The sequence below is a fragment of the Providencia sp. PROV223 genome (genome assembly GCF_028479245.1).
GTDB classification, from domain to species: Bacteria; Pseudomonadota; Gammaproteobacteria; order Enterobacterales; family Enterobacteriaceae; genus Providencia; species Providencia rettgeri.
The window spans coordinates 26,715-51,162 of the sequence record NZ_JAMPNG010000020.1 but is presented as its reverse complement, the minus strand read 5'-3'; the positions used below and the strand labels follow the sequence as shown (position 1 = coordinate 51,162).

Sequence of the window (24,448 nt, the reverse complement as noted above, 5' to 3'; positions counted from 1 at the left end):
GTTAGCACAAGATTGAGTAGATTTAATACACCAGAGAGAACGTCTTAGAATTGTGGATATTGATAGGAGAAAAAAGACGATGGTAAATTTACCACCGTCTATTTACGATTATTTTTTACTGACTAAGAAGTTCACAACGTTAGAGAACTCTTTGCCATAATCAGCGGCATTATCAACTGAGATACCGTTATTACGAACTTGGTATTTACCATCAACAAATAATGCAGGAACACCACGCAATTTTAAGTCTTGCGCTGCATTTTGCTGTTTCGCAACGATAGATTTTACAACGAAACTATTTAAAGCTGCATCATACTCATCACCAGAAATACCCGCTTTGATAAAGGCATTACGAATATCTGCTTTGCTGTTGATAGTTTGCGTTTTTTGGATACCTTCAAACAGAATAGGCGTCACTTTGTCTTCTGCTTTCAGGACAATCGCAACGGCCCAAGCTTGGGTTAAATCAGCACCTAAAGGACCAAGAAAATCAACGTGATAACGTTCCATTTTCACGCCTTCTGGCAAGTTTTTCTCTACGGTTTGAGGCACTTTATACACACTCTCAAATTGATAGCAGTGTGGGCAATAAAATGAGAAGAACTCCAGAACTTGCGGTAAATTTGGTACAGCTTTAACATCAGTATACTCTTTACCTTCTGTGTAGTTTGCCGCTGCAGCACTAAAAGACATGGCAATACCAAGCAAAGCCAACATAATTTTTTTCATAGACTACATTCTCCAAAAACAAAAACTTAAAAGTTAAAACTGAGGGGTTAACTGCAAAGGGGCGTCTTGCAACCGTTTAATCTGTTGATTAAATTCGAGCGATTGTTTTTGCCAAAAATCATCAGCTTGTAGCCAAGAAAATGCTCGAGGAAATGCAGGGTCTTGCCAACGGCGGATAATCCACCCGAGATAATGTACCATACGCATTGCTCTAAGAGGTTCAATAAGCTTCAGCTGTTTTACATCAAAATCACAAAACTCATTATACGTTTCTAATAACGTATCCAATTGAATGACTTGTTCTTGGCGAGAGCCATTAAGTAGCATCCAAAGGTCTTGGATTGCAGGCCCGTTTCGGGCGTCATCAAAATCCACCAGCCAGGCTTCATCGCGCCATAGAATATTGCCTGAGTGGCAATCACCTTGTAGACGAATAGATGAAATTGAGCTAGGCCACTGCAATTTTATTTGTGCAATCAATGCATCTAAAGACGTCATAAATTGGGACTTATAACGTTCTGCAATCAAAGGACTCGATGCTATCACTTGGTGAGGTTGTGCCAAATATTCATCGAGACCTATTGTCGGACGAAATGCAAAATTTTTACGCTGACCAATTTGGTGTATACGCCCTAATAAGTGGCCGACACTTTCTAATTGAAACAAGTTATCTGTTTCATATTGTCTGCCACCGACACTCGGAAAAATTGCAAATATAAACCCACCAAATTCCAATACCGTTTGCCCTGCAAATTCAAGAGGTGCAGCTACAGATAACCCTTCATCTCGTAGCTCTAAAGTGAAATCATGTTCTTCTTGAATTTGCGAACGATTCCAACGCTCGGGACGATAAAATTTAACCACATAGCGTTGCCGATTTTCGTCTTGGAACTGATAAACTCGATTTTCGTAGCTATTTAATTCAAGCAGCCCAGATTCGGGATAAACCCCAACTTCCATTAAGGCGTCTAAAATTAAGTCGGGGGAAATTCCACTAAAATGGAAATTCGAATGTTCTATTTGATCCATCACGTTTTAATCTTTAATAATGCCACGGGCACGCAAAATAGCGGTTTTAAAGTCATCTTCATAATCTTTTTTTAAACCAGGGAGCGCTTCATTGCTGTCCGAGCCACGCATTTTTAAATGATAAATCAGCACATCATCTGTTAACTCAGATAAACTGCCTTTAAAACCCGCTTCGTCAGCCAGTTTTTGCAATAATTCTACTAAGTTTAAATCTGAATTATCTTTCCAGACAGGGTGCAGAAGCTCAATAACTTCATTTAAGCGATGGCATTTCATGTTTATTCCTTTATCACGAATATTCGATACAAGTTACCAATAATCATACAAGAGAAAAAGCGAACTGTTGTCAATCTACGTAAAGTTTAACTGCAATACGCGGGAATATTCATTGATTTTATAGCAAAATAGAATAAATTTTAGTAATTACTATACTCGAAAGTGTTTTCTACGAATGTTGAAACATTTTCTTGAAGATATTCAAGGATATTGAACATGTCATTTCGTCAGTCAATAACCGGTGTCATACTTGCAGGCGGCCGAGGAAGCAGGATGGGTGGGCAAGATAAAGGCTTAGTTCCTTTACTCAGTAAACCACTCTACCAGTATATTTTAGCGCGTTTAAGCCCCCAAGTGGGCCAAGTCATCATCAATGCAAACCGCAATCAAGCGCGTTATCGAGAAAGCCAGTTGACCGTTATTTCTGATTTAAATAGTGATTTTTCTGGTCCACTCGCTGGAATGCAAGCTGCACTACACTATGCTAAGACAGAGTGGTTGCTATTTGTACCTTGTGACGTTCCTGATTTTCCACTTAATTTAGCTAAAAAAATGTTTAGTGAGAAAGGCACTCACCTTGCCTGCTATGCACAAGATAATGAGCGAGAACATCCAACATTCGCTTTACTACACAGCTCGCTTAAAACTCGCCTTGATGATTACCTTGCAAGAGGCGATCGCAAACTGATGCTATTTATGCGTGAAATCGACGCAAAAGGTATCATTTTCACGTCAGAGTCTGACACGTTTATTAATTTAAATACTCCGGAAGATAGCCGTCTATGGGAGCGGCAACGAAAATAGCCATGAATCAGAATACTCTACCTCTACTTGGCATTACCGCTTATAGCGGCACTGGCAAAACAACATTATTAAAAAAAGTGATCCCGTTACTTCGCAAACGTAATGTTCGCGTTGGTTTAATTAAACATACCCACCATGATATGGAAGTGGATAAACCGGGCAAAGACAGCTTTGAATTACGTAAGGCAGGTGCAGACCAAACGCTCGTTGCTAGTGAAAAACGTTGGGCGTTAATGACCGAAACCCCCGACGCTAATGAAATGGATCTACGCTATTTAGCCAGCCGTTTCGATCCAGCTTCGTTGGACTTGATCCTCGTTGAAGGGTTTAAACATGAGCCGATCGATAAAATCGCATTATTTCGTGCTGAAGTTGGCAAACCCCTCAATGGGTTAATCGATAACTATGTCGTTGCCATTGCCAGTAATGAAATCATTGAGACTCATGTGCCACAATTAGATATCAATAACCCTGAGCAAATCGCTGATTACATTGTGTCTTGGTGGCAAAAAAGCCAATAACATCGTCATATTGCGTCTATTTTATAGCTCAAATAGGCGCAATTGACCTTCAACCTAAAGAATTTACATACGCGAATGACCCGTACCCAACGTTTACTGACTTTATTACAGATACTCAAAGAGAATCGCTATCCTATTACCGCTGAAGCACTTTCATCACAACTGCAAGTCAGCGTGCGTTCTATCTATCGAGATATTGAATCCCTACGAGACCAAGGTGCTGAAATTGTCGGGGAAGCCGGTATTGGCTACCAATTAAAAACGGGTCTATTACTACCGCCTTTAGCTTTCGATGAAAATGAACTTGAAGCCTTAATATTAGGTTTACGTTGGGTAAAAAGTAATGCAGATAGTGAACTAAAAAACTCCGCAATACGGGCGATAAGTAAGATTAACTCCGTGGTGGCAGGTCATTCACAGAAAATTCTAAATCAAAATACCTTATTTGCTCCTACCACACATTTCTATGAAATTAACGATATCATCGTTAAAGACTTACGTTTAAGTTTACGAGAAGAATGCAAAGCCAAAATGACTTATCTTGATGGACAAAACCAGCCTAGTGAACGAATTATTTGGCCAATTGCAATTGGTTATATGAAAGATTCACAAGTACTGGCTGCTTGGTGTGAATTACGGAAAAGTTATCGCCATTTTCGTTTAGACCGCATTCAATCTTATTGTGCTCTTACTGACAAACTCCCTTATCCAAAAAACTACCTGCTAGAACGCTGGCAAAAAGAAGTATTGTGCGTCTCTCCTGACAATTTCTGACACTCAACTCCCTTATAGTAAGTGCTCAACTTCATATAAGGAAATCACCATGAGCGAACTGGTTCTTTTTACTAATTCAATGTCACGTGGCAACACGGTCGACCTACTATTAAAAATTTTAGATGTTCCTTACAAGCGTATTGAATTAGGTTATGGTGCAGATATGCATACGGCTGAATATCTTGCAATTAATCCGATGGCGAAAGTTCCTGCACTTGTTGATGGTGATGCGATTGTGACGGAAACGGCGGCGATTTGTCTCTATCTAGCCGATAAATTTATTGAAAAAGGCTTAGCGCCTGCATTGAATGACCCTAAACGTGCAGATTATTATCGCTGGTTCCTATTTACTGCAGGGCCCATTGAATCTGCATTCACTATCAATAACTTAGGTATTCGATTAGATGAAGAGCAGCAAAAATCTTCTGGTTTTGGTTCTGTCGAACGCACCATGGCTTGCTTAGAAATCGGCTTAAATAACGCTAAACCGTTTATTTGTGGTGAGCAATTTACCGCAGTGGATGTGTATGTCGGGGCGTTTGTCATGTTTTTAGTCAAATACCAAATCATGGAAACGACTCCTGCGATGAAAAAATACCTTGATAGCTTAGCAGTCATTCCTGCGATTGCAGAGCTGTTGGCAAAATAATACAAAAAAAGCTAAGTTCAGATGAACTTAGCTTTTAATTTTAGATAACCAATGCTTAACGCATTGTCACAAATTCTTCTGCCGCTGTTGGGTGAATAGCCACCGTATTATCAAAGTCTTTTTTGGTTGCACCCATTTTTAATGCAACCGCAAAACCTTGTAGGATTTCATCCATTCCGAAACCAATACCATGGATGCCAACGATTTTTTCATCTTCACCAACACAAACTAATTTCATACGGCAAGGTTGACGATGTGAAGTGACGGCGGTATACATTGCAGTGAAAGATGATTTATAACATTTCACTTTATCAGCACCATATTTTTCAATCGCTTCAGGTTCAGTTAAACCAACAGTGCCAATTGGTGGGTGCGAGAATACCACCGTTGGGATATTACTGTAATCTAAGTGTTCATCCGGTTTATTATTAAATAAACGTTCAGATAAACGACGACCAGCCGCAACCGCTACAGGAGTTAACTCAACCGCGCCAGTGTTATCACCAACCGCATAAACACCCGGCACATTGGTGTTCTGGTATTTATCAACCTTGATATAGCCTTTTTCATTCAGTGCGACGCCTGTTGCTTCAATATTCAGGTTATCTGTCATTGGTTCACGACCAATAGCCCAAATTAATGCATCGACCGTTTGTTCTTGGCCATTTTCCAGTTTTAATGTTAGTGAGCCATCTGCATTTTTCACGACTTCTTTTGGAATTGATTCCGTATGCAGTTTAGGGCCTTCGGTATTCATGACTTCCACTAATGTTTCGACAATCAGCGGGTCAAATGAGCGCAGCGGGGCGTGTTTGCGCACAAATAAATGCGCCTCTGCACCTAAACCATTTAATACACCGGCGAGTTCAACGGCAATATAACCGGCACCCACAACCGCAACACGTTTTGGTAATGCTTCAAGTTCAAAGAAACCGTCAGAAGTCATACCATATTCTGCACCTGGGATAGCAGGGATCACTGGGCGGCCACCCGTCGCAATCAAAATATGGTCTGCGGTGTAGGTTTCACCATTTACTTCAACAGTGTGTGCATCAATAAAACGCGCAAAACCATTGATGACATCAACTTTATTATTACCTAAGACACGGTCATAAGACTGGTGAATGCGGTCAATATAAGCAGTACGACTATCAATAAGTGTTTTCCAATCAAAACGATTAATTGTCGCATCAAAACCATAATCAGGACCATAATTGCGAATAGCTTCTGAGATTTGTGCTGCATGCCACATCACCTTTTTCGGTACGCAGCCCACGTTAACACAAGTCCCACCTAATGCTTTCGCCTCAATTAAGGCACATTTTTGCCCATACATTGCTGCACGGTTCATCGACGCAATACCACCGCTTCCGCCACCAATTGCGATATAGTCGTAATGTTTGCTCATAATTTGGTTATTCCCATTGATTGAATGATTTATGAATGCATTTTCTCGCATCATGCTATTGATTGTCATGGCATAAATAGCGCTTTACGATAGATAACACCTGTTAATTTAATCGGTATTACCTATCAAAAATACAGTTTACTCTGGAACAATCCACTCAACTAACGTATGTCCAGTCCCTTCAGGGACGAGTGTTTTGTGTAACCACGGCAGCACATTCTTCATTTGCTGCTCAAGTTTCCAAGGTGGGTTGATAACAATCATACCGGATGCCGTCATTCCACGTTGATCGCTATCAGGACGTACCGCCAATTCAATTTGTAGTATTTTTCGAATGCCTGTTGCTTCTAATTGATTGACCATACGCTTAATTTGTTGACGCAATACAACAGGATACCAAATTGCATATGTTCCTGTTGCAAAGCGTTTATAGCCTTCCACCACCCCTTTCACGACCGCTTCATAATCCGTCTTCATCTCATAAGGTGGGTCCATTAGCGCAAAGCCACGTCGACTCTGTGGGGGTAATTTAGATTTCAGTTGTTGATAACCATCTTCTCTGAAAACCTGCGCGCGGTTATCCCGTGAAAATTCCGTACGTAATAATGGATAATCGCTCGAATGTAATTCAGTTAATACCAGCTTATCGTGTTCACGTAATAAATATTTTGCCAATAATGGTGAACCTGGATAATAGCGTAAACGCCCATTATCATTCAGCTGGCGCACAATATTCATATACGGCAATAATTCCTCAGGTAAATCCGGTTGCTCCCAAATACGCGCAATCCCTTCAAGATATTCACCTGTTTTTTCCGCATGTTCCCCCGTTAATTGATAACGGCCCGCACCTGAGTGCGTATCTATATACAGAAATGGTTTTTCTTTCTCTTTCAGAGATTCAATGATCAAGCTCTGTACCGTGTGTTTTAGCACATCGGCATGGTTGCCTGCGTGAAAGCTGTGACGATAACTTAACATGTAACGTTTATTTCCTGAGGAAATTCAATATTAGCCACTAAGATGACTATTATTAAATAGGTTCTTTAAAGATAGCCTTTTTGAACAAAAAATAGACCGGATTTATTCTTCCGCCTCATTATAGCTAAATTTAGCAACAAATGTCATAACCATAGTCATGCTAAAATTCACATGACCAGAATGAAAGAAAACGCTATCCTAAACACAAATTTAAAAATAAACAGAGGTAAATTATGAATAAGTTACTTATCACCACCAGCGCTTGTGTTTTATTTTTTGCTAGCTCATCGGCAATGGCAGCAAAAACACAAAACGGCTGCGAAATAAAAAAACAACGCATCGAAGAACAAATCAATTACGCTAAGCAACATGGAAATCAGCATCGAGTAAGAGGCTTAGAAGAAGCATTAGATAATGTGAATCGTTATTGTACGCCTGAATCTTTATACCGTGATAGCCAAAAAGAGGTAGCAGAGAAAACAGAAAAAGTGCAAGAACGCGAAGCTGAATTACAAGAAGAAAAACTAGAGGGCAATGACCGTAGCAAAATTGAAAAGCGCGAGAGAAAATTAGCAGAAGCACAAGCTGAATTAAAAGAGGCCCAAGCTGAGCTGAAAGTTTATAAAGATGCGCTTTAGCCTATCGCCCCTTTTCCTCTGATTAATTAATTAGTTACTTTAACTTTAAACAAACATCCCAATGACTATTTATCTCATAACACAGTCATTGGGATGAATTTATTGGCCAATTTAAGCTATAGTATTGTGCATATCATTCATTTATAGGCATTAAATAGGTCGAAAAGTCAGACAATTTTAGTTGCGGGAAAAGGGGATTAAATGTCGAATACGCAGGAAGAAGAACAAAAAGATACCAATAAACTGAAAGCGACACTGAATAAAAGTATTGATGGCAGTAAAAAAGCATTGACCTTCTCAATGCGAGTTGTGAACTTTATTTGTGCGATTCCTTTTATTGCTCATATCATTCGTACTGCACAACGTTTTAACGACCGAATGGGAAACCAGTTTGGGGCTGCAATTACCTATTTTTCCTTTCTCTCTTTAATTCCTGTTTTAATGTTTTCATTCGCCGCTGCCGGTTTTGTATTAGCCAGCAATCCTGAATTACTTGAAAAATTAGTTCGTGGAATTTCTGCAAATATTACTGACCCTACGCTCGCAAATACATTAGAAAGAACAATCGATACGGCAATACGTCAACGTACGACAGTTGGATTAACCGGGTTAGCTTTAGCCGTATACTCCGGAGTTAATTGGGTTAATAACTTACGCTTGGCTATTTTGGCTCAATCACGTTCTGTATGGGAACGTAATGAAGATGAACATGAAAATATTATTTTCCGCTACATTCGCGACTTCTTTGCTTTAATTGGTCTACTTATTGCCTTAATTGTGACAATTACCCTGACTTCTGTTGCTGGCTCTGCACAGGCGACGATTGTCAGTACGCTTGGGCTAGACGGTATAGAATGGCTAAAACCTGCTTGGACACTGATTGGTTTAACCATATCCATTACAGCCAACTTCCTATTATTTTTATGGATTTTTTGGATCCTACCGCGCATGCAACATCGCCGCAGATCACTATTTAAAGGAACATTGCTGGCGGCCATTGGGTTTGAAATCATAAAATCCATTATGACTTGGATTTTACCTAACCTTGCTTCATCGCCTTCTGGAGCCGCATTTGGTTCAGTCCTTGGGCTAATGGCCTTCTTCTACTTCTTTGCGCGTTTAACTTTATTTTGTGCAGCTTGGATAGCCACTGATGAGCCAAAAGGTTCATTGGATAACGAAATGGTTGAATAGCAGCTTATTGAGGGCGGTGATGTAACCCGCCCTACCACGCTTAAAACTAGCGTTTCATTTCTTCTGCTAACGTTTTAACCAATAAAGACGCTGGCATCTCGCGAGCTTTCGCCACACTCTGCCCCGCCCAATATGCCGCAAACTCATCGCTACCTGACTTCATTGCCGCCGCATTAAGTTGCTTACCAATATCATAAACTAATGGGTAATCAGGTAATTTACTTGTCTCGTAGCCGTTGCCTACTTGAATAAATTGATTAATAATCCCTCTCGCTGGACGCCCTGAAATTGCAGAAGTGAGTTGAGTGTGATCCCCAGTTTGCTGCTTGATCTTAGCTCGGTATCCTGCATTCGCAGCAGATTCAGGACAAAGCAAAAATGCCGTTCCTAATTGCGCGGCGGCAGCACCGCACTCTAAAGCCATATTGATAGCTTGTCCATCCATCATGCCACCAGCTGCAATCACTGGTAAATCAATATATTGAGAGATTAACGTCACTAATTCATAAGTGGTGAGTTCTTCATCTAAAGCTTGCAAATCAAACATGCCTCGATGCCCTCCCGCTTCAATACCTTGTGCAACAACGGCGTCAATTCCAACCAATTCAATTTGTTGTGCTTCGTGCAAATTAGTAGCCGTCGCCATGGTATAGATACCGTGTTGCTTGAATTGCTGTATCACCTCGGTGGATGGAATATTAAAATGAAAACTCACTACTGCAGGTTTTGTTTCGAGTAACATCGATAACATTTCTGAGTTATCTAAAAAAGTTTGATAAATTTCACTGAGATAAGTAGGAGGAGTCTCATTAAATTGGGCGAAATAAGGTGCTAAATACTGGATCCATCCCTGCTCATTAGCGGGATAACGTTTAGCCGGTAAATGGCAGAATAAATTGACATTGAATGCTTTACTTGTCAGTGCTTGCGTTTGAGTAATCAATTGGCGAGCTTGTTCCACTGAATTTGCGCCTAAGCCTAGCGAGCCAAGCCCACCAGCCTCTGAGACCGCAGCGGCTAGTGTTGGAGTAGAAACACCCGCCATCGGCGCTTGTATGATGGGATAACGCAAACCTAACCGTTGTAGAAATATATTCGAGTTGTTCATGTTCTTTCCTTTACTTCAATATCCGGGTACATTTTATGTTCTTATATTGAAGATAAACATAGCACCAAATTTATATAAAAAGAAAAAACACTTGCCATCATATGGTCGCCAACTTGTTTCTTTAAGCGCATTTAAAGCGTACATTGAATTGTATAAATATGATTAAGATGGCATGCATCTTCATCTTAATCATTTAATAATGAGATTATTATGCCCCTCCCTATTCAACAGCTCGAAAATTTAACTTGTGGTGTCGTCCTTTACTACCATAATCAAACCAAAAATAGCGTGAATACCTTCTGTGCTAGAGGGGCGGATATTGAAGGTATGCCTCTTACTGTTGATACACCGCTGCGAATTGCCAGTAATACAAAGACATTTACCGCCGCTGCCATTTTACGCCTTACTGAAATGGGAAAACTCAGTATTGATGATGCAATACCTAAATATATTGACCCGCAGTATAATGCACTACTCAGTAGCCAATATAACACTCAAGCTATCACTATCCGCCATTTACTGGAGCACAGTAGTGGTCTACTAGACCATGCAGATGGTGACTACCTCAAAGCCGTTCTTAAACAACCTAATTATGTTTGGAGCCGAACCGAACAAATCGAAATGTACATGCGTAAACAGTTTCCAACATTTTCGCCTGCTGAATCCTTTATCTATTCAGATACTGGATATATTTTGCTCGGTGATATTATTGAGAGGATCACGGGTAAATCCCTTGGCCTAGCTGTTAGAGAGCTTTTGCATTTCGACACTATTGGTCTTGAAAGTGCCTATTGGGAATCATTAGAACAACCATCCCAAGACTCAGCCCCAAGAGCACGTCAATATTTAGGGAAATGGGATGGAACTCATATTCACGCCTCCATGGATGCCTATGGTGGCGGTGGCTTAGTTATGTCATCGAAACAAATGGCGATATTTTTAGAAGCACTGTTTGAGGGGAATATTTTTTCATCACCGAATACACTAGAGACGATGCTAAGTATGGGGTCTCACGAAGGTGCAGAACACTATCGATTGGGCATTATGGTGAATGTTGTCAATGGCATCACCTTGTATTCCCATTTGGGTTTTTGGGGGTCTGTCGCCTATTACGCACCTGAAGCAAAAACCAGTGCAGCAGGGTTTGTTGATGACAAAGAATCACGAGAAACGCTAATTTGTGTGATTGAATCGCTATTAAGCCAACAACATTAAATTAAAAGATAGCCACTGAATCATTCAATAGCTATCTTTCATATTTCTATTTTTGCCCACTTATTGTGCGGCTGGCTTTTCTGCAACAGGCTTAACAGGAGCCACTTCTGTTGATGCTGGCGCGGCAATTTGCGGCCATAACACCTTGGTAAATTTCTGACGAATTCGTTCTGCATCCATCATTTGCTTATCTTTTGGCTGCGCTAATACAAAAGCAGCTTCTTGAGATAACAACCGACGGGCTTCCATATTTACCTGTTCAAGGCTTTGTGAAGCCAAGAAAGTTTGCCTTAACCGCTGGTACTGTTCAGGGGCGATGTCAACGACCCCATTTTGTTGGGAAATCAGACGTTGGCTAATCAAAACATCGGTACTTGTACGCGCGTAGGCGGCAAATAATTGCGATAACTGCACCTGTTTTTCTTTGAGCATGTCGTCAAATAACTCAGCAGCAATACCATTTTGGTTAATCGATGCAAGTTCACTCGCGACGATATCTGTCACCGCTTCCATTTTTTCAGGCGCTGCCGTCACCGTTAATGTGCAACTGGCTTTTTGATATTGCACGCGGCAATCTAGCCCTGGAACAACTTCCCCTTGATTAAATTTCTGATTGAACGCTTTTTGCAAAGAGCGATAAACTGCCTCACGCGCTAAGTCACTCGACCAATAACGCAGTAAAACGTTTGAATCTTTAATGGGTAGCCAATCAATGTCCCAAATTAATGAAAGCGTATCCTGCGCAGGTTGTTCCTGCAAAATATCAATAGATTGCGGTTTTACTGCTGATAATACCGCAACAGAAACAGGCTCAGAGCGCTTACCTTCCAATGAAGAGAACGTTTGTGAGATTGAATCAGATAACATTCGAGAATCTACATGGCCCGCAACATACAATGTCATCACATCCGGTGTGTACCATTTTTGATAAAACGAGTTCACACTATCAAGAGCGACAGTACCATTCGGTTTTTGGCCAGGGTCATACCCCATCATCGTTGAACCCTTTAAACGCGCTCGCCAAACAGGATCGTTGGCATTTAAAGGTAGTGTTGCAACTGGGACATTTTGTGCCGTCAAGCCGTTATGCAATGTCGTTTCTGTATACTCAGCACCTGCAACAGAAGTCGCTAGCCAGCTTAGGGCTTGCTTAATTAAGTCGGGGCGATTATTTGGTAAGCTTAAGCTATAAATAGTGTAGTCATAGGAAACAACCGCGGGTGGAATTGGCATATCAGGGTCTGCGGCCTGGCGCCAGAATTCTTGCAATGTTGTTGTTGGAAATGCTTCAGTTTGATGAAACAACGCCATTTTAGGTATAAGGTAACTGTATCCTTTCTCGCTCGCTTTTTCTGTTAATGAGCCTGTTTTAATTGCTAACCTGAGCTGGATACGGTCATTTGGACGTTGTGGTGTTTGTAATAATTGCCAGCTAAAGCCATTTTCTAGCTTCCCTTGCTGCCATGCTGGATCAGGTTGTAAAGGCTCAGCGCTGGCTAAATGCGCGACTGAGAATAATACAACACCAATGATATACCGAACTTTCAAGCCCTGCATGTAAACCCCTATGTGTTTTATATCTTTATATTTAACCGCAAATAACGACAGATAAATTAACGAAAAACGCGAACTTATCGGGTTAAACGATATAGTTTGGCTTTATTCCATTTTTCATTGTCACCACTATAACGATATTAGACCATAAAGCTGAGTCCATGTTCATGGCTTAGTCTGATTTTTGCTGTTTTCTTTGACGATTATACCCTTTTGCTAGCAAACCTAGCTCATCGTCACGATGATATTCAGACACAGCAATTTTATTAACTTCAGAATTTGTCTGTAACTCAATTGCGATTTTACGCAGTGGCCTTATTATCATACGACTGACACACCACGTCATTCCAATAGCAATAATGAGCACCAACAACAAATAAGTTGTCGTCATCAAAGCAAGGGTGTTGAGCGCAAACCGATAAACACGGTTCGGGTCAACTTGTAATGTCAAATACCCTTGAGGCTTAGCCTGCAACACAACATTCCCGTATGCATACAGTGGCACGGTCATTTCGACAGGGATACCCACAAAATGAGTCACCCAATTAGGTATCGGCTTAGGCGTTGCAAAGCTTAGATTCATTACCGTTGTACCATCAACAGTAATAATCGCATTTCCCATAATGCCTGATGTCTTTAAACTTATCAGTAGCCGTTTAACTTCGTTGAGGTCAGAGCTTAACAATGAATCTGTTAATGGTTTTTGAATTTGTACTACAGCGTTACTGAGTTGGTCTAAATAATCTTGCTTACGTTGCTCAACTAAGTAACTGAATTGAATAGCTAAAAAAAGCGCAAGTGATAGCAACGTAATCATAAAGAATACGACCATACTTTTTAATGTTAGTGAGCGTTGGACTCGGGTATTCATTTGGCCACAACCTTTCTAATCAAGCAGCTTTTTAAAGAAAATGGAAACATCAGCCAGTATACTTGATTTTATCTGCAAAAGAGTAGTTTAAAAAGAAAGATTGGGTATTTAGGACAAACAGCATGTTAACGCCATTTAAAGGCACGATGAAATAAAAAACGGCAGAAAGTTAACCTTTCTACCGTTTCACATATCAGCTCACCGTTATCGTCTGTTTTTCATCTTCATCAACTGCAAAACACGCAACCAACTGTTGGTCATATTCCTTCAATGTTGGCTGGAATTGCGTACATTGGCCAAATGCTCTACGGCACCGCGCTGCAAATGCACATCCCGGTGGTGGGTTTAAAGGGCTTGGTAACTCTCCCGTTAACTTAATACGTTCACGCCGAGCATCTGGATTCAGCCTTGGTGTCGCTGATAATAACGCTTGGGTATAAGGGTGAAGAGGGTTATTAAAAATCTGCTCTTTTGTCCCTTTCTCCACACAGCGCCCTAAATACATCACCATAACTTCATCAGCAATATGCTCTACCACCGATAAATCATGTGAAATAAAGACATAAGACAAACCTAGATCTTGCTGTAAATCCATCATCAGATTTAATACTTGAGCACGAACAGAAACATCCAGCGCGGAAACCGGTTCATCAGCAACCACGATGTCAGGGTCAAGCATTAAACCCCGTGCTATCGCGATACGTTGACGCTGCCCGCCAGAAAACATGTGAGGATACCGGCTATAGTGTTCTGTTTTTAAACCCACTTTTGCCATCATAGATAATACTTTTTCTTTGCGCTGCTCTTTCGACAATGAAGTATTAATCAATAACGGCTCTTCCAAAATTTGCCCCACCTTTTTACGAGGGTTCAAAGAGCCATAAGGGTTTTGAAACACAATTTGGATTTTTTGACGACGCAGTTTCTCTGCAGACTTATCTTTTACTAACAAGTTTTGCTCTTGGTAATACAACTCGCCCTCAGAGGGTTGCTCAATCATGGTTAATAAACGACCTAATGTCGATTTACCACAACCCGATTCTCCAACTACTGCCAATGTTTTGCCTCTTTCTAGCTCAAAAGAAACGCCATCCAATGCTTTCAAGGTTTTTTCCGCAGCAAAAACCCCTCTTTTGACAGAGTAATATTTTTTCAAATCCACCGCTTTGAGCAATGGAGCATGTTGTTTGTCACTCATAATGTTGGCCTCCCCATATCATCCAGCGGCATATGGCATTTGACTTGGCGATCACCAACGGTTTGTAACATTGGCTCTTCTTGACGGCATTTCTCCGTTGCATACGGACAACGTGGATTCAATAAACAACCCACAGGCCTATCATATTTTCCGGGCACTACACCCGGGAGTGAGGCTAAACGTGATTTATTCGTCGCAAATTCAGGCAAAGCACGTAGTAGCGCTTGTGTATAAGGATGACGAGGATGCTTAAAAATATCGTTCGCTTTGGCTGACTCAACCACCTGCCCCGCATACATCACAATAATATGATGTGCAGCTTCTGCCACTAAAGCGAGGTCATGAGTGATAAGTACCAACGCCATATTTTCTTGTTGCTGTAATTCCAACAGCAATTCAATAATTTGCGCTTGAATAGTGACATCTAACGCTGTTGTCGGTTCATCCGCAATCAATAACTTAGGACGACATGCAATTGCCATTGCTATCATTACACGCTGGCTCATTCCACCGGACAACTGGTGGGGATACACATCTAAACGTGATTGTGGATCAGGGATCCCTACCATATCTAAGAGGTCAATAGCCCGCTGTTTACGTGTACTTTTGCTTCCTCCTTGGTGAACTTTCAACGCTTCCATGATTTGATAACCCACAGTAAAACATGGGTTTAAACTGGTCATCGGGTCTTGGAAAATCATTGCTACATCGGCACCAACAATCTGCCTGCGTTCTTTTTCAGGGATCGACAGTAAATCACGTTCATTAAATTTTAAAGAATCAGCCATTACTTTCCCGGGGTAATCAATTAACCCCATAATCGCGAGTGAGCTAACGGATTTACCTGAACCCGATTCACCAACGATACCAACGACTTGGCCTTTATCAACGCTATAACTGATGCGGTCAACGGCGCGAAACGGTGCTTTTTCGTCTCCGAAATGTACCGAAAGTTGTTCTACATTTAACAATGCCATTTGGTTACCTCATCACTGCTTGAGTTTTGGATCAAATGCATCACGTAACCCATCACCCATCAGGTTAAACGCAAGCACCGTCAATAAAATTGCCAGTCCAGGGAAAGTCACAACCCACCATGCGCTTTGTGCAAATTGCAGCACATCAGACAGCATCGTTCCCCACTCAGGAGTCGGTGGCTGTGCGCCCATTCCAAGGAAACCCAAAGCAGCCATATCTAAAATGGCATTCGAAAAACCTAAAGAGGCCTGCACAATCAATGGAGCCAAGCAGTTAGGCAAGATGTTCACAAACATTTGGCGTACTGCCCCGGCCCCCGCAACACGAGAAGCCGTCACATAGTCACGGTTTACTTCCACTAAAACCGCTGCTCGTGTTAATCGAATATAGTGAGGTAATGCAACAAACGTCAAAGCAATCGAGGCATTAACAATAGAAGGACCAAAAATGGCGACCAGCACCAAGGCTAATAATAAGCTTGGTAATGCCAGCATGATATCGACAACTCGCATAATTAATGCGTCAACGACACCACCAAAATAGCCAGCGATCACACCAATAGTGACCCCCATGATTAATGATAAAACAACCACTAAACAGCCAACTAACAGTGACAGGCGGGCGCCATACATTAAACGAGAGAGTAGGTCGCGCCCAACATCATCAGTCCCTAAAATAAACTGCCAACTTCCCCCATCTTCCCAAACGGGTGGAGCAAGTAAGAAATCACGAAATTGTTCGTCTGGGGCATGTGGGGCTAATACACCCGCAAAAATCGCAATCAGTACCATCAGGATGATGTAGAACATCCCGACAACTGCCCCTTTGTTACGTTTAAAATAGTGCCAAAATTCTTGTAATGGTGTCATCGGCTGCGGGGCGCTGACAACAGTTGGCTCAGTAGATTGAGACATTTAGCGCTCCTTATTTTTTATGACGAATACGTGGGTTTACAATGCCATACAGCACGTCGACCACTAAGTTTACGAAGATAATCAATGTCGCAACCAGCAGAACTCCCCCCTGTACAACAGGGTAGTCTCGACGCTGTAGCCCTTCGATTAACCAGCGTCCTAATCCGGGCCATGAAAAAATAGTTTCTGTCAAAATAGCCCCTGCTAACATCACCCCCACCTGCAAGCCAATTACCGTGACCACAGGCAATAATGCATTGCGTAATGCATGAATTAAAATTACGCGCGCACGGCCAAGACCTTTGGCACGAGCAGTACGAATATAATCTTCTCCCAGCACTTCTAGCATTGATGAGCGAGTCATACGTACAATGACGGCTAATGGGATCGTTCCCAAAACAATGGAAGGCAATATTAAGTGCTCTACGGCATCAATAAAATCGCCATCTTCACCCCAAATTAGGGTATCAATTAACATAAAACCGGTCAGAGGCTGAGAATCATCAAGAAAAACGGTGTCACTGACTCGCCCTGCAACCGGGGTGAGGTCTAACTGTACCGACACTAACATGATGAGCATGATCCCCCACCAGAAGATAGGCATTGAGTAACCCGTTAAAGAAAGGCCAATTGCGGTATGGTCAAAAATTGACCCACGTTTTACTGCGGCTAACACCCCAACTGGGATACCAACAGAAATCGCAAAAATCATGGCGCAAGTTGCCAATTCGACTGTTGCTAAAAAACGAGGTAAAAACTCTTCCCATACCCCGATGCGACTTTTTAGGGAAATCCCCAAATCACCATGAAATATCCCATTGATATAATGGAGATATTGTTTCCAAAGTGGCTGATCAAGCCCTAGTTCAGCCATTAAATAAGCATGCCTTTCAGGGGATAACCCCCTTTCACCAGCCATGATCATCACCGGGTCACCCGGAATCATGTGGACAAAAGCAAAAGTCAATAATGTAATACCGATAAACGTGGGGATCACAAGCCCCAATCGTCGGAGGATAAATTGCAACATATCCTGAATCTCTTTAATAATGCCGTTGACGGCTCTTAGTCCGTTTGGCTACTCAGAAAATCGCTTTTCCGGGTGCTCACAAACAACTCAACTTCTCTGCTTCTTCTAGAGAAGAAAACGCCCTCCGCTCTAAACCAGCAACGAAGGGCATAGACAGATTAGATACGATTACTTCTCAATATCGACGTTTTCGAAGTGGTGTTTGCCTAGTGGGTCAACCACATAGCCTTTGACTTCTTTACGTACTGGTTCAAACACTGTGGAATGCGCGATAATGAGGGCTGGAGCCTGCTCATTCATCACAACTTGCGCTTGTTTGTACAGCTCGACTCGTTTGTCGTGATCTGCTGTTTGACGTGCTGGTTGGATCAAGTTTTCGAAACTTTGATTACACCATTTTGAGTAGTTAGAACCTTGTTCTTTTGCTGCACAGCTAAACAAGGTTGCAAAGAAGTTATCAGGGTCCCCATTGTCACCCGTCCAACCCATCATTACCGTTTGTGGCTCGCCATCTTTCGCTCGCTTGAGGTATTCACCCCACTCATAGCTGACAACCTTTGATTTAACGCCAACTTTTGCCCAGTCCGCTTGGATCATTTCCGCCATGCGACGGGCATTTGGGTTATATGGTCGTTGAACAGGCATAGCCCATAGGTCAATTTCAAAGCCATTCGGGAAGCCCGCTTCTGCTAATAATGCTTTTGCTTTTTCAGGATTATATTCGTAATCGTTCACCGCATCGTTATAGCCCCACATTGTTGGTGGGATAAGGTTTTTCGCTTTTTGGCCTGCACCTTGATAAACCGCTTCGATAATTGCATCTTTGTTCACCGCCATAGACAGTGCTTGGCGAACCTTTTGATTATCCAGTGGTTTTTTCTCAACGTTATAAGAGAGATAACCGACGTTCAGCCCTGGTTGCTCCATTAACGTAATGTCTTTATCTTGCTTCATGCGCTCTAAATCAGCCGGGTTTGGATATGGCATAACTTGGCATTCATTTTTTTGCAATTTTGCATAACGAACGGAAGCATCTGGTGTGATAGAGAAGACTAAGCGGTCAAGTTTAGGTTTCGTGCCCCAGTATTGATCATTGGCTTTATAAAGAATACGAGAGTCTTTTTGATACTGTTGCAGAACAAATGGGCCCGTTCCAATTGGGTTTAAGTCTACTTTTTCTGGCGTGCCCGCTTTCAGCATCTGGTCTGCATATTCAGCAGAAAGAATTGATGCGAAGTCCATTGCCATATCAGCTAAGAATGGAGATTCAGGGCGAGTTAAGGTAATTTTTACCGTATTATCATCAACTTTCTCTACTTTATCGATGATTTTATCCATATCCATTCCCATAAAGTATTCATAGCTACCGCCTGAAACTTTATGATATGGGTGGTTAGCATCTTTTTGACGCATAAATGTATAGATTACATCGTCTGCGTTCAAATCACGGCTTGGTTTAAATTCTTTATTCGAGTGCCATTTGACACCTTTACGCAGATGGAAAGTGTACTCTTTACCATCATCGCTCACTTCCCAGCTTTCAGCCAAACCGGGTTCAATTTCAGTTGTTCCTAATTTGAACTCAACTAAACGGTTATACAGTGGGATAGAGCTTGCATCATAAGTCGTTCCTGATGTGAACAACTGTGGGTTAAAGCCCTCAGGGGAGCCCTCTGAACAATAAACTAATGTTTTTGCCTGTACTGATGCGGATACCGCTAATGCTGCCAATGTAAGCCCTACTGTCAGTAGGCCGGTCTTTTTAATAGAGCGCATCTGTATGCTCCTATGGTGTTCATGTTGTTTTGCTTGATGTCTAAATCCGTCATAAAAGCGACAGATGTAGTATCTGTATTTTTTGTTATTCATTGTGCAATTAATCAACTGTCACTCGCTTCGTCAATAGCCACATTTACGACCCACCTTCAATTCATGTAACATATTAGAAACAATTAACACTGCAATTTAGCTTAAAATTTCATAATAAAGAATGAGACGCAGGCGTTATAACCATATAATTAGTAATGAATAGGGTTTTATATCGAGGTTATTTATTTTTATATTTGTGATTAAGTGCTGAATTACTGAACGAATATAGTGCTTTTATTGGTGTGATACGAAATAAAACACTAAAGAGAATCGATGTGGAAATTATTTTAGTATGTAACTATTTAGTTTGTTTTTTATGCAAATAAAAAACATTCAACTGCCTATGCTAAACATAATTTTAACCATTTGATAACTTAAAGAATAAAATAATACTCGCCGTATTATTTCAGCCGATTTATTGGCGTACAGAAAATGCTCTAATACATACGATAAAAACTACAATTAGCTAATTTGTATAAAAAACACCACTTAGATGACGCGACAAACAATACAATCTACTGATTTTATTAATAATAATATGCAACATGAAGGCCCGAACTGACATCACGCATAACAGGTTGGTTTCCTTGCCAAAAAGGCATTTCCGCAAATAAGTGATATGACAAACGCCCTAATTGGCCTTTTGCTCCTATCCTTCCACCTAGTAATACGTTTTCCTTCCAAAATGTTGCTTTATCATTTGCCGTTGCTCCTATACCCAATGAAGTATATAGAGCCACTTGCTGCCAAGGAGTATTCCATAACAGTTCATTTTCCAACCTTAAGCTATTATCCCCCATATCAGTATATTGCGGTCCGCCAGTAAAACCGCTAATACCACCAGCTCCAACTAATGATTCTTGGTCTAGTAACACATCTAACTTGTCACGGCTCAGCTGCACCTCAAATTGGCCTTGATATTGAAAAGGAAGCACTTCTCTATACGTTGAAAGTGATATTTTCAAAATTTGAGGCTTACGCAATCCCGTTATTTGCTGTGCATTAGCACCAAACCAGTCAGTTCCTTGCTTATATTTTAATTTTAGTAAGGTATTGCCTTGTGAAAAATTAGTTTGATGAGAAAATTCACCAATAATGTAATTAGCATAGCGCTGTTGTGTTTGTAAGTATAAATCAGACAAAAAAGTGTCACTTTTTTGGGTTTGAGACCCTATGCTTATTGAGGTAACCGAATGTTCAGTTCGCTTTAATAAGTATTCTGCATTTAGTAAGAGGAACCAGTGGTACTGTTGTAGTGGTAAAGCCATATCATAGCTGGTAAGAACGGATTTATTTTCCTGATACCCACCAGATACAGAAAAAAGCCAATAATGATATGGAAGGGAATAGAACAATGCTGCTGATGTTATTTCAGTGTCTTCCGAACCGCTTAGCTGACGACTGACTTCCGAATATAAAAAATCACTGCGTAGCAAAGGATTAGCGGCCATAAAAGTATGGCTGACTGTATTACCTACCTGCCGAGCAATTGAGCGTGACTCAAAAGATAGAATCCCTTGAAATTCACGTCGGTGTTGACCAATCACCAATATTTGCGTGCCGTTTTCATTGGTTTCATCTGGAATTAATTTAATTTGAAAGGGAAGCAAAGAAGTGTTTTGTAAATTGTATAAGCCTTGCTCAAGATGCAAAAGGTTAAGCGCGTCCCCTGGCTTAAAAGGAAATACATGTGGCAGTAAGTTGTCTTCCCTCGGTTCATTTTGATAAACCACCGAAGAAACGGTTCCTACTATTATTTTTGCTTGCAGGATACCAAACAGAAAAGTTTGCTCTGGATAATATAAATAAGAGGTCAGGTAGCCAGCTTTAATAAGCTCAGCCCTAATATAGTCTGCATAGTCGAGCAAACCTTGCTCGCTAATACACTTACCTTCTAGCTTTTTTCGCCATCCATCAATATGCCTAGATGAAACTTCAGTTAGCTGCTGAGCATCGATTAAATAAACTTGGTTAATTATGATACATGTAGGTAATGTTTGAGTAATGGCAGTAACAGGCGTTATAGCATGGCTATAAGCTTTATTGGGCATGAACGCCCAAAAAAAGAAATAAAGGTATATTGATAAAACGTTGTTGGCTTTCATTAACGAGTCCTTGTAATGAAAAAGCTTTTTTACTGGAAACAACATAAAAATGAATAATGATATTCATAAATAATGAGCTATCTGCGAACAATAAATAACTCATCAGTTCAACCATGAACTGGTTATATATCAACAGAAATAGGCTATGGAGAGCAAGGCAAGTTAGTCTGAAATTATAGATAGAAAAAGGAAGATAAAAACGAAAAAACCCACCTCAATGAGGTGGGTCTTAGAATTTGGTCGGCGAGAGAGGATTCGAACCTCCGACCCACTGGTCCCAAACCAGTTGCGCTACCAAGCTGCGCTACTCGCCGAAAACGGTGTGAATAATACTGCCAAGAACGGAGATCGTCAACCCATTTTTCGCCAATTCGGTTCGTTTGCTGATAAAACCACCAAAATGGTAAGGTTTATAAGCTAATCACCTTATTTAAAGTAAAAATAAGCACTAGAGTATTTTAGTGCTTATTTATCAAACAGGTTAGCATTTATAAAAATAGCGTTAACAATAAGCTAAAAACCTAATTTAAAGCCTATTGCAGCAAAGAAATATCTGCTACTTTCAAGAACAACTCACGTAACTGGCTTAATAGCGTCAAACGGTTAATACGCACCGCTTGGTCTTCATCCATTACCATAACATTTGCAAAGAATTCATCCACGATATCGCGTAAAGAAGCTAATTCAACTAAAGCCTCTTGATAATTTCTTTCTGCAAACATTGGCGCAAGCTTATCTTGTAGCACCACAACATGAGTCGCTAACTTGACTTCTTCAGGCGTTTTTAAAACAGATGCTAAAACGTTGTCAGCCAGTTTTTCTTCTGATTTACTCAGAATATTGGAAACACGTTTATTTGCCGCTGCAAGTGCCTGTGCTTCTTCTAATGAACGGAAGTGAGTAACTGCTTTCACTCGTGCATCAAAGTCAGCAGGTTGTGTTGGACGACGAGCTAATACCGCTTGAATGGTATCAATGCTATAGCCTAATTCTTGATACCAAGAACGGAAACGACCAAGCATAAACTCTACAACGTCATTAACTACATTTTCATTGGTTAATTTATCGCCATATAAACGAGCCGCTTCTTCTGTCATTTCAACGAGATCAAGCTGGTAGCCTTTTTCAACGATAATGCGTAGGACGCCTAGTGCAGCACGGCGCAGAGCGAATGGATCTTTATCACCTTTAGGATGTTGGCCGATACCAAAAATACCAGCAAGCGTATCCATTTTTTCAGCCAATGCTAATGCAGCTGACACATCTGTCGATGGAAGTGCATCTCCTGAAAAACGTGGCTGATACTGCTCTTTTAAAGCTAATGCAACGTCTTCTGACTCACCGTCATGGCGTGCGTAGTGCATTCCCATAACACCTTGAGTGTCTGTAAACTCAAACACCATGTTAGTCATTAAGTCACATTTGGCTAATAAGCCAGCTCGTGTTGCATGATTGACATCTGCACCAATTTTACTCGCAATCCAGCCCGCTAGGGCTTCTAAACGATCTGTTTTATCACGCAGCGTACCTAATTGTTTTTGGAACAATACAGTTTCTAAACGTGGTAAGTTATCTTCCAAACGTTGTTTACGGTCAGTTTTAAAGAAAAATTCGGCATCAGCTAAACGCGGACGTACAACTTTTTCGTTACCTGAAATGATTTGTTGAGGATCAGAAGACTCAATATTTGCCACAAAGATAAAGTTAGGCATTAACTTGCCAGCCTTATCATAAACTGGGAAATATTTTTGGTCCCCTTTCATGGTGTAAACTAGCGCTTCGGAAGGAACATCTAAGAATTTCTCTTCAAATTTAGCCGTTAAAACGACCGGCCATTCAACCAATGAAGTCACTTCTTCAAGTAAGCTATCCGTTAAGTCAGCTTGGCCACCAAGAGCCTGAGCCGCTTTTTCCGCATCCGCTTTAATAACCGCTTTACGTTCTGCGTAATCCGCCATGACTTTACCGCGTTCACGTAAAATGGCTGGATATTGTTCAGCGTTATCAATAGTAAATTCAGCTTTACCCATAAAACGGTGGCCACGAATTGTGCGCCCGCTCTTAATACCTAAAATTTCACCCTCGATAACATCACTACCTAACAGTAATGTGACCGTATGAACAGGGCGCACGAATTGAGTGTCTTTATCTGCCCAGCGCATTAATTTTGGGATTGGGAGTTTTGCTAGCGCACGGCTAGTCATATCAACCAATAATTCGCTGACAGCCTGCCCTTTCATTTGGGCACGGTATAGTAACCATTCACCTTTATCTGTGGTTAAACGCTCAGCTTGGTCAACGGTAATACCACAACCACGAGCCCAGCCTTCAGCAGCTTTAGTTGGTTGGCCATCCGGACCAAATGCCTGAGAGATAGCAGGACCGCGTTTTTCAACTTCACGGTCTGGCTGTGAAGCCGCTAAATCAGCTACTTTAAGTGCTAAACGACGAGGGGCAGCAAACCACGTTACTGCACCATGGGCAATATCAGCGCCATCAAGTTCAGCCGTAAAATTTGCAGCAAATGATTCAGCTAATGAACGAAGAGCCTTCGGCGGTAACTCTTCGGTGCCGATTTCCACAAGGAAAGTCTGTTGAGTCAT

The 24,448-nt window shown here is 41.2% G+C and carries 23 protein-coding genes and 1 tRNA gene; 7 read left to right on the top strand and 17 right to left on the bottom strand.

The window, feature by feature from the left end; all coding sequences use genetic code 11:
- Nucleotides 1-108: 108 nt before the first annotated feature.
- The 3 genes from dsbA to PR767_RS18095 are packed head-to-tail and all read right to left on the bottom strand — an operon-like array spanning nt 109 to nt 2,034.
- Entirely contained in the window at nt 109-729 is a 621-nt protein-coding gene (gene dsbA / locus PR767_RS18105) for a thiol:disulfide interchange protein DsbA (protein WP_004265973.1), read from the bottom strand.
- A 33-nt stretch (nt 730-762) separates the two neighbouring features.
- On the bottom strand, nt 763-1,758 hold the full coding sequence (locus PR767_RS18100) for a serine/threonine protein kinase (RefSeq protein ID WP_272520715.1): 996 nt from the start codon (nt 1,756-1,758) through the stop codon (nt 763-765).
- 6 nt (nt 1,759-1,764) lie between these two features.
- The gene (locus PR767_RS18095; protein ID WP_272520714.1) at nt 1,765-2,034 is read right to left on the bottom strand and encodes a YihD family protein; all 270 of its coding nucleotides are present in this window, start codon (nt 2,032-2,034) and stop codon (nt 1,765-1,767) included.
- 216 nt (nt 2,035-2,250) lie between these two features.
- Here PR767_RS18095 and mobA point away from each other — a divergent pair, with 216 nt between their 5' ends.
- From mobA to PR767_RS18075, 4 genes are all read left to right on the top strand, one after another.
- Nucleotides 2,251-2,838 (top strand): molybdenum cofactor guanylyltransferase MobA, encoded by a 588-nt coding sequence (gene mobA / locus PR767_RS18090; protein WP_228367385.1) that lies wholly within the window; start codon nt 2,251-2,253, stop codon nt 2,836-2,838.
- 2 nt (nt 2,839-2,840) lie between these two features.
- The gene (gene mobB, locus PR767_RS18085) at nt 2,841-3,359 is read left to right on the top strand and encodes a molybdopterin-guanine dinucleotide biosynthesis protein MobB (protein ID WP_109912895.1); all 519 of its coding nucleotides are present in this window, start codon (nt 2,841-2,843) and stop codon (nt 3,357-3,359) included.
- A 75-nt stretch (nt 3,360-3,434) separates the two neighbouring features.
- The gene (locus PR767_RS18080) at nt 3,435-4,133 is read left to right on the top strand and encodes a helix-turn-helix transcriptional regulator (protein WP_109912894.1); all 699 of its coding nucleotides are present in this window, start codon (nt 3,435-3,437) and stop codon (nt 4,131-4,133) included.
- Nucleotides 4,134-4,182: 49 nt separating this feature from the next.
- On the top strand, nt 4,183-4,782 hold the full coding sequence (locus tag PR767_RS18075) for a glutathione S-transferase family protein (protein WP_110731460.1): 600 nt from the start codon (nt 4,183-4,185) through the stop codon (nt 4,780-4,782).
- Nucleotides 4,783-4,837: 55 nt separating this feature from the next.
- Here the strand turns inward: PR767_RS18075 and gorA are convergent, their stop codons facing one another.
- Together gorA and PR767_RS18065 are read right to left on the bottom strand one after the other, a co-directional pair.
- Nucleotides 4,838-6,190 carry a glutathione-disulfide reductase gene (gene gorA / locus PR767_RS18070; protein ID WP_004266020.1) on the bottom strand — a complete coding sequence of 451 codons (1,353 nt, stop codon included), beginning with the start codon at nt 6,188-6,190 and terminating at the stop codon, nt 4,838-4,840.
- Between the two features lie 138 nt (nt 6,191-6,328).
- Complete coding sequence (locus PR767_RS18065; protein WP_004266023.1) at nt 6,329-7,171, bottom strand: 23S rRNA (adenine(2030)-N(6))-methyltransferase RlmJ; 843 nt, start codon at nt 7,169-7,171, stop codon at nt 6,329-6,331.
- A 233-nt stretch (nt 7,172-7,404) separates the two neighbouring features.
- Between PR767_RS18065 and PR767_RS18060 the strand changes: the two genes are divergently transcribed.
- Together PR767_RS18060 and yhjD are read left to right on the top strand one after the other, a co-directional pair.
- Nucleotides 7,405-7,809 carry a DUF1090 domain-containing protein gene (locus tag PR767_RS18060; RefSeq protein WP_004266026.1) on the top strand — a complete coding sequence of 135 codons (405 nt, stop codon included), beginning with the start codon at nt 7,405-7,407 and terminating at the stop codon, nt 7,807-7,809.
- A 201-nt stretch (nt 7,810-8,010) separates the two neighbouring features.
- Nucleotides 8,011-9,003, top strand: coding sequence for an inner membrane protein YhjD (gene yhjD, locus PR767_RS18055; protein ID WP_004266030.1), 993 nt, complete (start codon nt 8,011-8,013; stop codon nt 9,001-9,003).
- Between the two features lie 46 nt (nt 9,004-9,049).
- Here yhjD and PR767_RS18050 read toward each other — a convergent pair whose 3' ends face one another.
- On the bottom strand, nt 9,050-10,111 hold the full coding sequence (locus PR767_RS18050) for an NAD(P)H-dependent flavin oxidoreductase (protein WP_123382628.1): 1,062 nt from the start codon (nt 10,109-10,111) through the stop codon (nt 9,050-9,052).
- A 210-nt stretch (nt 10,112-10,321) separates the two neighbouring features.
- Here PR767_RS18050 and PR767_RS18045 point away from each other — a divergent pair, with 210 nt between their 5' ends.
- On the top strand, nt 10,322-11,326 hold the full coding sequence (locus PR767_RS18045) for a serine hydrolase domain-containing protein (RefSeq protein WP_117162948.1): 1,005 nt from the start codon (nt 10,322-10,324) through the stop codon (nt 11,324-11,326).
- Nucleotides 11,327-11,386: 60 nt separating this feature from the next.
- Here PR767_RS18045 and PR767_RS18040 read toward each other — a convergent pair whose 3' ends face one another.
- The 11 genes from PR767_RS18040 to glyS form a co-directional block, all read right to left on the bottom strand.
- Complete coding sequence (locus tag PR767_RS18040) at nt 11,387-12,883, bottom strand: M16 family metallopeptidase (protein WP_109912890.1); 1,497 nt, start codon at nt 12,881-12,883, stop codon at nt 11,387-11,389.
- 169 nt (nt 12,884-13,052) lie between these two features.
- Nucleotides 13,053-13,751 (bottom strand): HAMP domain-containing protein, encoded by a 699-nt coding sequence (locus PR767_RS18035; RefSeq protein ID WP_164528286.1) that lies wholly within the window; start codon nt 13,749-13,751, stop codon nt 13,053-13,055.
- A gap of 193 nt (nt 13,752-13,944) precedes the next feature.
- Nucleotides 13,945-14,949, bottom strand: a complete 1,005-nt coding sequence (gene dppF, locus PR767_RS18030; RefSeq protein WP_004266044.1) for a dipeptide ABC transporter ATP-binding subunit DppF — start codon at nt 14,947-14,949, stop codon at nt 13,945-13,947.
- Nucleotides 14,946-15,926 (bottom strand): dipeptide ABC transporter ATP-binding protein, encoded by a 981-nt coding sequence (gene dppD / locus PR767_RS18025; protein ID WP_272520713.1) that lies wholly within the window; start codon nt 15,924-15,926, stop codon nt 14,946-14,948. Before dppD ends, dppF begins: the two co-directional genes overlap by 4 nt.
- A gap of 12 nt (nt 15,927-15,938) precedes the next feature.
- Entirely contained in the window at nt 15,939-16,841 is a 903-nt protein-coding gene (gene dppC / locus PR767_RS18020; RefSeq protein WP_109912889.1) for a dipeptide ABC transporter permease DppC, read from the bottom strand.
- 10 nt (nt 16,842-16,851) lie between these two features.
- Nucleotides 16,852-17,871: a dipeptide ABC transporter permease DppB gene (dppB, locus tag PR767_RS18015; protein WP_004262635.1), complete on the bottom strand. Its 1,020-nt coding sequence runs from the start codon at nt 17,869-17,871 to the stop codon at nt 16,852-16,854.
- Between the two features lie 168 nt (nt 17,872-18,039).
- The gene (gene dppA, locus PR767_RS18010; protein ID WP_109912888.1) at nt 18,040-19,647 is read right to left on the bottom strand and encodes a dipeptide ABC transporter periplasmic-binding protein DppA; all 1,608 of its coding nucleotides are present in this window, start codon (nt 19,645-19,647) and stop codon (nt 18,040-18,042) included.
- 620 nt (nt 19,648-20,267) lie between these two features.
- Nucleotides 20,268-21,791 carry a ShlB/FhaC/HecB family hemolysin secretion/activation protein gene (locus PR767_RS18005; RefSeq protein ID WP_272520712.1) on the bottom strand — a complete coding sequence of 508 codons (1,524 nt, stop codon included), beginning with the start codon at nt 21,789-21,791 and terminating at the stop codon, nt 20,268-20,270.
- Entirely contained in the window at nt 21,781-21,948 is a 168-nt protein-coding gene (locus PR767_RS18000; protein ID WP_196720010.1) for a hypothetical protein, read from the bottom strand. Before PR767_RS18000 ends, PR767_RS18005 begins: the two co-directional genes overlap by 11 nt.
- 134 nt (nt 21,949-22,082) lie before the next feature.
- A tRNA-Pro gene (locus PR767_RS17995) sits at nt 22,083-22,159 on the bottom strand.
- A gap of 219 nt (nt 22,160-22,378) precedes the next feature.
- Entirely contained in the window at nt 22,379-24,448 is a 2,070-nt protein-coding gene (glyS, locus tag PR767_RS17990) for a glycine--tRNA ligase subunit beta (RefSeq protein WP_272520711.1), read from the bottom strand.